Source organism: Streptosporangium sp. H16 (genome assembly GCF_051918855.1).
Classification (GTDB): domain Bacteria; phylum Actinomycetota; class Actinomycetes; order Streptosporangiales; family Streptosporangiaceae; genus Streptosporangium.
Window position 1 is genome coordinate 1 of record NZ_JBPXMD010000082.1, and the last position, 6,573, is coordinate 6,573.

The window sequence follows — 6,573 nt, forward strand, 5'->3', positions numbered from 1 at the left end:
CGCAGCCTCTCGGGTGTTTCCTTGCCAGTCCTTTATGCGCGGGTCAAAGGCGACCGGCCCCATTCACCCGCATCTCCATGGCGCTGGGTTTGGTTCGTGTCCGTAATGGGCTTCTAACGTGAGATTAGAGTAATCATCTATCTTGTGAATAAATCGCCGCTGTTTAAGCGTAATTCCTGTTGGAGGCCGAAGGTGATTGTCTTTCTTTTTGCCTGCGGCTCCGGCCTGGGTGGAGAGCTTGCCACGAGAGCGCTGCCGGGAGGTCACACATGTCAGGGGGGCCAGAGGACGTGAAGAAGGCCGGGCCCGGGCGGCGGCCGTCCCCGTTCGCCTTCGGTGCCGGTGTCCTTGCTCTGATCAGTCTGGTCGGTGCCACCTGGGTGCCGGCACCTGGTACCGGTGCCCCGCGTGAGCGGGCCACCGGGCAGGACGCCGGGTTCCGGCGTCTCGGCGGCGAGACCGTACCGGCTGGACCGGACGTCATTCCCGGCCCGGCGGCCGGGAGCGGGCAACCCGCCCCCGGCGTTCCCCGCCCTGCCGGCGAGCGAGACCGGGCGCGGCACGTCGAACGCCAGGCCGTGGAGATCAAGGCACCACCGCCGCCGGACGGCCGCCGAGGTCGCTCACTGGAGCGGAGGCTCACCCTGCTCGGCCTGCGCGGCCATCCCGTGGAAGGCGTCAGGAAGGGGGAGCGTGAGGCCACCGCCGCGCGGGCGGGGGCCCGCGCCCGGGGGCTCCACGCGGCCTGCCCGATAACCTCTGTCATCTGCCTGGAGAACAGCCTGCCCGGCAATCCTCCCAGCGAATGGGACATACCGGGAGCCGGCAGCGCCAACATCCAGGGATACGCGACTCAGATGAGCGTCAACAGGGGAGAAACCGTCCAGTTCAAGGTGGCCACCCTGGCGACCGCCTATCGCGTGGACGTCTACCGCATCGGTTATTACGGCGGCATGGGCGCACGAAAGATGACAACGCTCGCACCTTCGGCTCCGCTGCCCCAGGCGCAGCCGGCCTGTCTCAGGGAGACGGAGACCGGACTGGTCGACTGCGGGAACTGGGCGGTGTCCGCCTCGTGGGCCGTGCCCGCCGACGCGGTCTCCGGGGTCTACATCGCGAATCTGATCCGGGAAGACGGGACGAGCGGTGCCAGCCAGATGATATTCGTGGTCCGGGACGACGAGGGCGGATCAGATCTTTTGTTCCAGACCTCTGACAGCACCTGGCAGGCCTACAACAAGTACGGCGGCAACAGCCTCTACTCCGCGAGTGTTCCGGCCGGGCGCGCTTACAAGGTCAGTTACAACCGGCCCTTCACTACGCGCGTCTCCAGCTGTTGCGGTGGTTCGGTGGAGAGCTGGTTCTTCAACTCCGAATACCCCATGGTCAGATGGATCGAGGCCAACGGCTACGACGTCAGCTACACCAGCAACGTCGACACCGCGATGCGCGGTCCCGAACTGCTCGAACACGAGATCTTCCTGTCCGTCGGCCATGACGAGTACTGGTCCAACGACATGCGGGACAACGTCGTGAACGCCCGGGACAACGGCGTCAACATGGCGTTCTTCTCCGGGAACGAGGTTTTCTGGAAGGGCCGCTGGGAGCCCAGCGCCGACGGCACGAGCACTCCCTACCGGACTTTTGTCTGCTACAAGGAGACGCTGGCGAACGCCAAGATCGACCCGAGTTCTCAGTGGACCGGGACATGGCGTGATCCGCGTTTCTCCCCGCCCTCGGACGGGGGGAGGCCAGAGAACGCCCTGACCGGGACGTGGTTCAGGGTCAACGGGGTCTCCAACAACGCGATGACCGTTCCGGCCGAGTACGGCAAGATGCGGCTTTGGCGCAACACGTCCGTGGCGAACCTCTCACCGGGACAGACGGCCACCTTCCCCGCGGGAACGCTCGGTTACGAATGGGATGTGTCGCCCGACAACGCGGTCGAACCGGTCGGCCGGGCCAGGCTTTCCAGAACGGTTGTGAACCTTCCCTCCAAATACCTGCTCGACTACGGAAGTCTGTACGGTCTCGGGAGCGCGATCCACAATCTGACGCTCTACCGGACCGCCAGTGGTTCGCTCGTCTTCGGCGCGGGGACCATCCAGTGGTCGTGGGGGCTGGACGCCAACCACGATCGAGCGGGCACGCCTACCGACATCCGGATGCGGCAGGCGACGGTCAACCTCTTCGCCGACATGGGAGCCCAGCCCGCGAGCCTCCAGCCCGGTCTGGTCCCGGCCACCGCGTCGACGGACACCAGCCCTCCCACGTCGACGATCACGAGCCCGTCGAACGGCGTCTCCCTGCCCCGGCTGACGAACGTCACGATCCAGGGAACGGCCGCCGACACCGGGGGCGGCGTCGTGGCCGGAGTCGAGGTCTCGGTCGACGGCGGCGTCCGGTGGTTTCCGGCGACAGGCCGTGAGACCTGGCAGTACCGCTGGACGCCCGGAAACACCGGGACCACGACGATCGCGGTCCGGGCGGTCGACGACATCGGCAACCTCCAGGTGGTTCCGACCACGATCACCGTCACCGTCACCACGTCATGTAGCGCCTGCACCATCTGGCAGCCCAGCACCGTGCCCGCCGTCACCTCGGTCAACGACTCTTTGCCGGTCGAGGTCGGGGTGAAGTTCCAGACCTTGAGCCCGGGAACCATCAGAGGCATCAGGTTCTACAAGGGCGTGCTCAACACGGGGACGCACACCGGAAACCTCTGGAGTGCGAGCGGGCAACTCCTGGCGAGAGCCACGTTCACCGGTGAGACGGGAAGCGGGTGGCAGCAGGTCGACTTCGCGACGCCCGTCACGGTGACCGCCGACACGACGTACGTCGCCTCGTACCACACGACATCCGGGTACTACTCGGCGACACGCCCCTACTTCACCGCGCAGTACATGAGTGGCCCGCTCGTGGCGCCGGCCAGCGGTGTGCAGGGGGGCAACGGCGTCTACGCGTACAGCGCGACGAGCACCTTCCCGACCGGGAGCTACCAGAGCACCAACTACTGGGTCGACGTGCTGTTCGTGCCGGTGAGGAGCATCTGGGACGACCAGACGGTCCCGAAGACCCCGACGCAGAACGATCCCCATGCCCTCACGGTCGGCGTCAAGTTCCAGCCGCTGACGAGTGGCAGCATCAGGGGGATCCGCTTCTACAAGGGCGTGAAGAACACCGGTACGCATGTCGGGAGCCTGTGGACGAGTGACGGGCAGTTGCTCGCCAGCGCGACCTTCACCGACGAGACGGCGAGCGGGTGGCAGCAGGTGAGTTTCGCGACGCCCGTCACGGTGACCGCCAACACGACGTACGTCGCCTCCTACCACACGACCCCCGGGTTCTATTCGATAACACCCTCGTACTTCGCCGAACAGTACTCGAACGGTCCGCTCATCGCGCTGGCCAACGGTGCGGAAGGGGGTAACGGCATCTACACGTACAGCGCGACGAACACCTTCCCGACCAGCACCTACGAGGCCACCAACTACTGGGTCGACGTGCTGTTCGTTCCGTTCGCGAGCCTGTGGGAGGACACGGCGGTCCCCGCCGTCAAGTCCCACCCCGACGGCCAGCCCGTCACGGTCGGTGTCAAGTTCAGGACGCTGACGAGTGGCAGCATCAGGGGAATTCGTTTCTACAAGGGCGAGAGGAACACCGGTACGCATGTCGGGAGCCTGTGGACGAGTGACGGGCAGTTGCTCGCCAGCGCGACCTTCACCGACGAGACGGCGAGCGGGTGGCAGCAGGTGAATCTCGCGACGCCTGTCACGGTAACCGCCAACACGACCTATGTCGTATCCTGCCATACCACATCCGGCTATTATTCTCAGACGCGTCCGTATTTTACCGTGCAATATACGAATGAGCCCCTCATCGCGCTGGCCAACGGCGAGGAGGGAGGTAACGGCGTCTACGCGTACGGTGCGACGAACACCTTCCCGACCAGCAGCCACCAGGCCACCAATTACTGGGTCGACGTGGTGTTCGGCGTCGACTAGTGGTCCGGACGAACCCCGATGGGTGCGCTCCGCCGAATGTCGCCGAATATTTCGGCGACATTCGGCGGAGCATCCAAAGGCCAGGTTTCGCGGTTATTTATAATACTCGGCATGAGTGTTCTTTCTGTCATTCGCAATGCTGCCCGCCCTGCCTACCTCCCTGTCATGGCGCGTAAGGTCTGGCTGCGGACGAGCTCCGGGCACGACAGGGAAAGGAAGGCCGCCACCGCATGGGCGTCCGAGCGCGCGCAGGACATCGACGAATGGGGGAGGAGCGTTGACGCGCCTCTATGGCGGGAGGCCGAGGAGTTCGCCCGCTCCCTTTCCGAATCGGCGCGGCCCCAGGTCGAGAGGCTCACCGCCGCCGGCGTTGACCTGGGAGGCCCGGGTGGTGTGGAGATACTTCATCTCCTCACCCGAATTCTGCGTCCCGCCGTGGCCCTGGAGACGGGTGTGGCCGCAGGCTGGTCCACCTCGGCAATTCTCGGGGCGATGCGCTCGAACGAGACCGGCCGCCTGTACTCGAGTGACTTCCCGTTCTTCCGCCTTTCCGACCCCGAGCGCTACATAGGATGTGTCGTCCCCGAAGAGCTGAAGGCTCCGTGGAGTCTCCACATCAAGGGCGACCGCCGGAATCTGGAGGAGATTCTGCTGCCGGGGACGGCGGTGGATCTGGTCCACTACGACTCCGACAAGACGAGAGACGGAAGGGAGTTCTTTCTACGGCGGTCGAAACCCCATCTCACCCGGAAGCACATCCTTGTCATGGACGATATCCAGGACAACCTGGTCTTCCAGGAATACGCCGCGACACAGCCCCTCTTCCGCGTCTTCGAGTACGGGGAAAAGTACATCGGCGTGGCGGGACCAGGCCTGCCGATGGCGGAGCGGAGGTCACCGGGGGAATAGCGCAGGCCCGTGCTCCGCGTCGGTGAGGCGTCACCGGCGTCACCGGCTCACGGACTCACGGAATACCGGCCGGAGCTTTCCCCGCCGTGCCGGACGAGCAGGCGGCTGCCGCGGAACCGGTGGTGACCGGGCCCGTTCCGGTGCCGGACGCGAGCTGCCGCCCGTCCTGCGGAATCCTGGTCCAGGCGACCGCGGACAGCAGGCTCACGACCATGACGATCGGCATCCGCTGCCGGAAGATGAGGCCGACGTTGGACATGGTGGTCGTGTACACGATCGTGCACGGCACGGCGAACAGCAGGAGGATCAGCAGCATTCTGCGGCTGTCGCCCCACATCCGACGCATCCCGGACGCCGCGCACCACAGAAGGTAGTACCACAGCACTGTCTCGATCTTCGCCAGCTGCAACACCGGGCTGCCGTCCATCCAGGGGAACGGGGACAGAAGCGTGTAGATCAGCTTCGGTACGAACGCGCCCCACGGGCTGCCGCCGTCGTTGAACGCGATTCCCGAACCTCCTTCCGCGTTGGCGCGGCGGAAACTCTCCGACTGCCCGCGTTCCAGCTGTTCCTGCATCACGGTGAAAGGTGTGCTCTCGGCCGCGTCGGGAGAGGACAGAACAGGGACCAGAAGTGTGGCCGAGATGACCAGCACGCACAACGGAAAAGCACGTTTGAGGCTTGCCACACCGAGAAGCAGTGGTATCAAGCATATGAAAACCATGTAGGGGCGCACGTTCCAGAGCGCCCACAGCAGCGGCCCGAGAAGAATCAGTTTCCGCATGTCGAAACGTTGCACGTTCGAAGCGGCGAGGCCGAGACAGGCTATGATGAGAAAAGCGTTGAATCCGTCCTTGAACGTATCGGACGTATGCAGCATGAACGCGGGTATGAACGCCATCACGGTCATGAGCCTGAACGCCGCGCGCTCGTCGGCGCCGATGAGCCGCGCGAACCTGTACATGACGATGCACAGCCCGCAGGCGACGAGCGCCACGAATGCGGTGCAGGCCAGGGGGGCCGGGCCGCCGCACAGGTAGATGATCATCGCGAAGACGTTGCAGGGCACCGCCACGGAATGGAGGCTTTCGATCTGCTCCTCGGTGACGAACGCGAAGCCCCCACGCCTCCAGTAGGCCACGATCTCCAGGGCCCTGCCCTCGTAGACGAAATTGTCCCCGCCGTACGCGATGGAGTTGGACCGGATCACAAGGACATGGACGAGCAGCCGTGCGATGAAGGCCAGCGTCAGTACCCACAGGGCACGCCGCGCCACCCGCGCGCCCAGGCCGATCCGGACGAGAAGGACAAGCGTCACCGCGGCGGCCGCGACGATTACGTACTCCACAGAGAATCACCCATACGATGTCGTGGCCGGGTCGGGAGCTTCGCGCCGAAGGCACGCCGGCTCTCCGGCGTGGGAGAGGACTGCGAGAGCGGTCATCGCCCGCCGACTTTAACGGCCGGGCACGTCCCTCCATCCGGATATGCCATTGATCAGCTGCCCAAATCCCCGCAAAGAAATGCGAGACCGCCGAGCCGGCACGACGGTCCGGTCACCTGAAGTCACCGCTCACGTTCACGGAGATGCGGGTGAATGGGGCCGGTCGCCTTTGACCCGCGCATAAAGGACTGGCAAGGAAACACCCGAGAGGCTGCG

3 protein-coding genes are annotated in these 6,573 nt (G+C 65.1%); 2 read left to right on the forward strand and 1 reads right to left on the reverse strand.

The annotated features are described in order from the left end of the window. Positions 1-269 precede the first annotated feature (269 nt). Positions 270-4,004, forward strand: a complete 3,735-nt coding sequence (locus ACTOQ2_RS43600) for a DUF4082 domain-containing protein (RefSeq protein WP_440107867.1) — start codon at positions 270-272, stop codon at positions 4,002-4,004. Positions 4,005-4,169: 165 nt separating this feature from the next. Next, a complete protein-coding gene (locus tag ACTOQ2_RS43605) occupies positions 4,170-4,913 on the forward strand; it encodes a class I SAM-dependent methyltransferase (RefSeq protein WP_440107869.1) in 744 nt (247 codons plus the stop codon). Positions 4,914-4,968: 55 nt separating this feature from the next. Here the strand turns inward: ACTOQ2_RS43605 and ACTOQ2_RS43610 are convergent, their stop codons facing one another. Next, positions 4,969-6,261 carry a hypothetical protein gene (locus ACTOQ2_RS43610; RefSeq protein WP_440107871.1) on the reverse strand — a complete coding sequence of 431 codons (1,293 nt, stop codon included), beginning with the start codon at positions 6,259-6,261 and terminating at the stop codon, positions 4,969-4,971. Positions 6,262-6,573: the final 312 nt, after the last annotated feature.

What these genes read in the sequence shown, in the direction of transcription:
- ACTOQ2_RS43600 (WP_440107867.1), top strand. Translation starts at nt 270, where the DNA reads ATGTCAGGGGGGCCAGAGGACGTGAAGAAGGCCGGGCCCGGGCGGCGG.
- ACTOQ2_RS43605 (WP_440107869.1), top strand. Translation starts at nt 4,170, where the DNA reads ATGGCGCGTAAGGTCTGGCTGCGGACGAGCTCCGGGCACGACAGGGAA.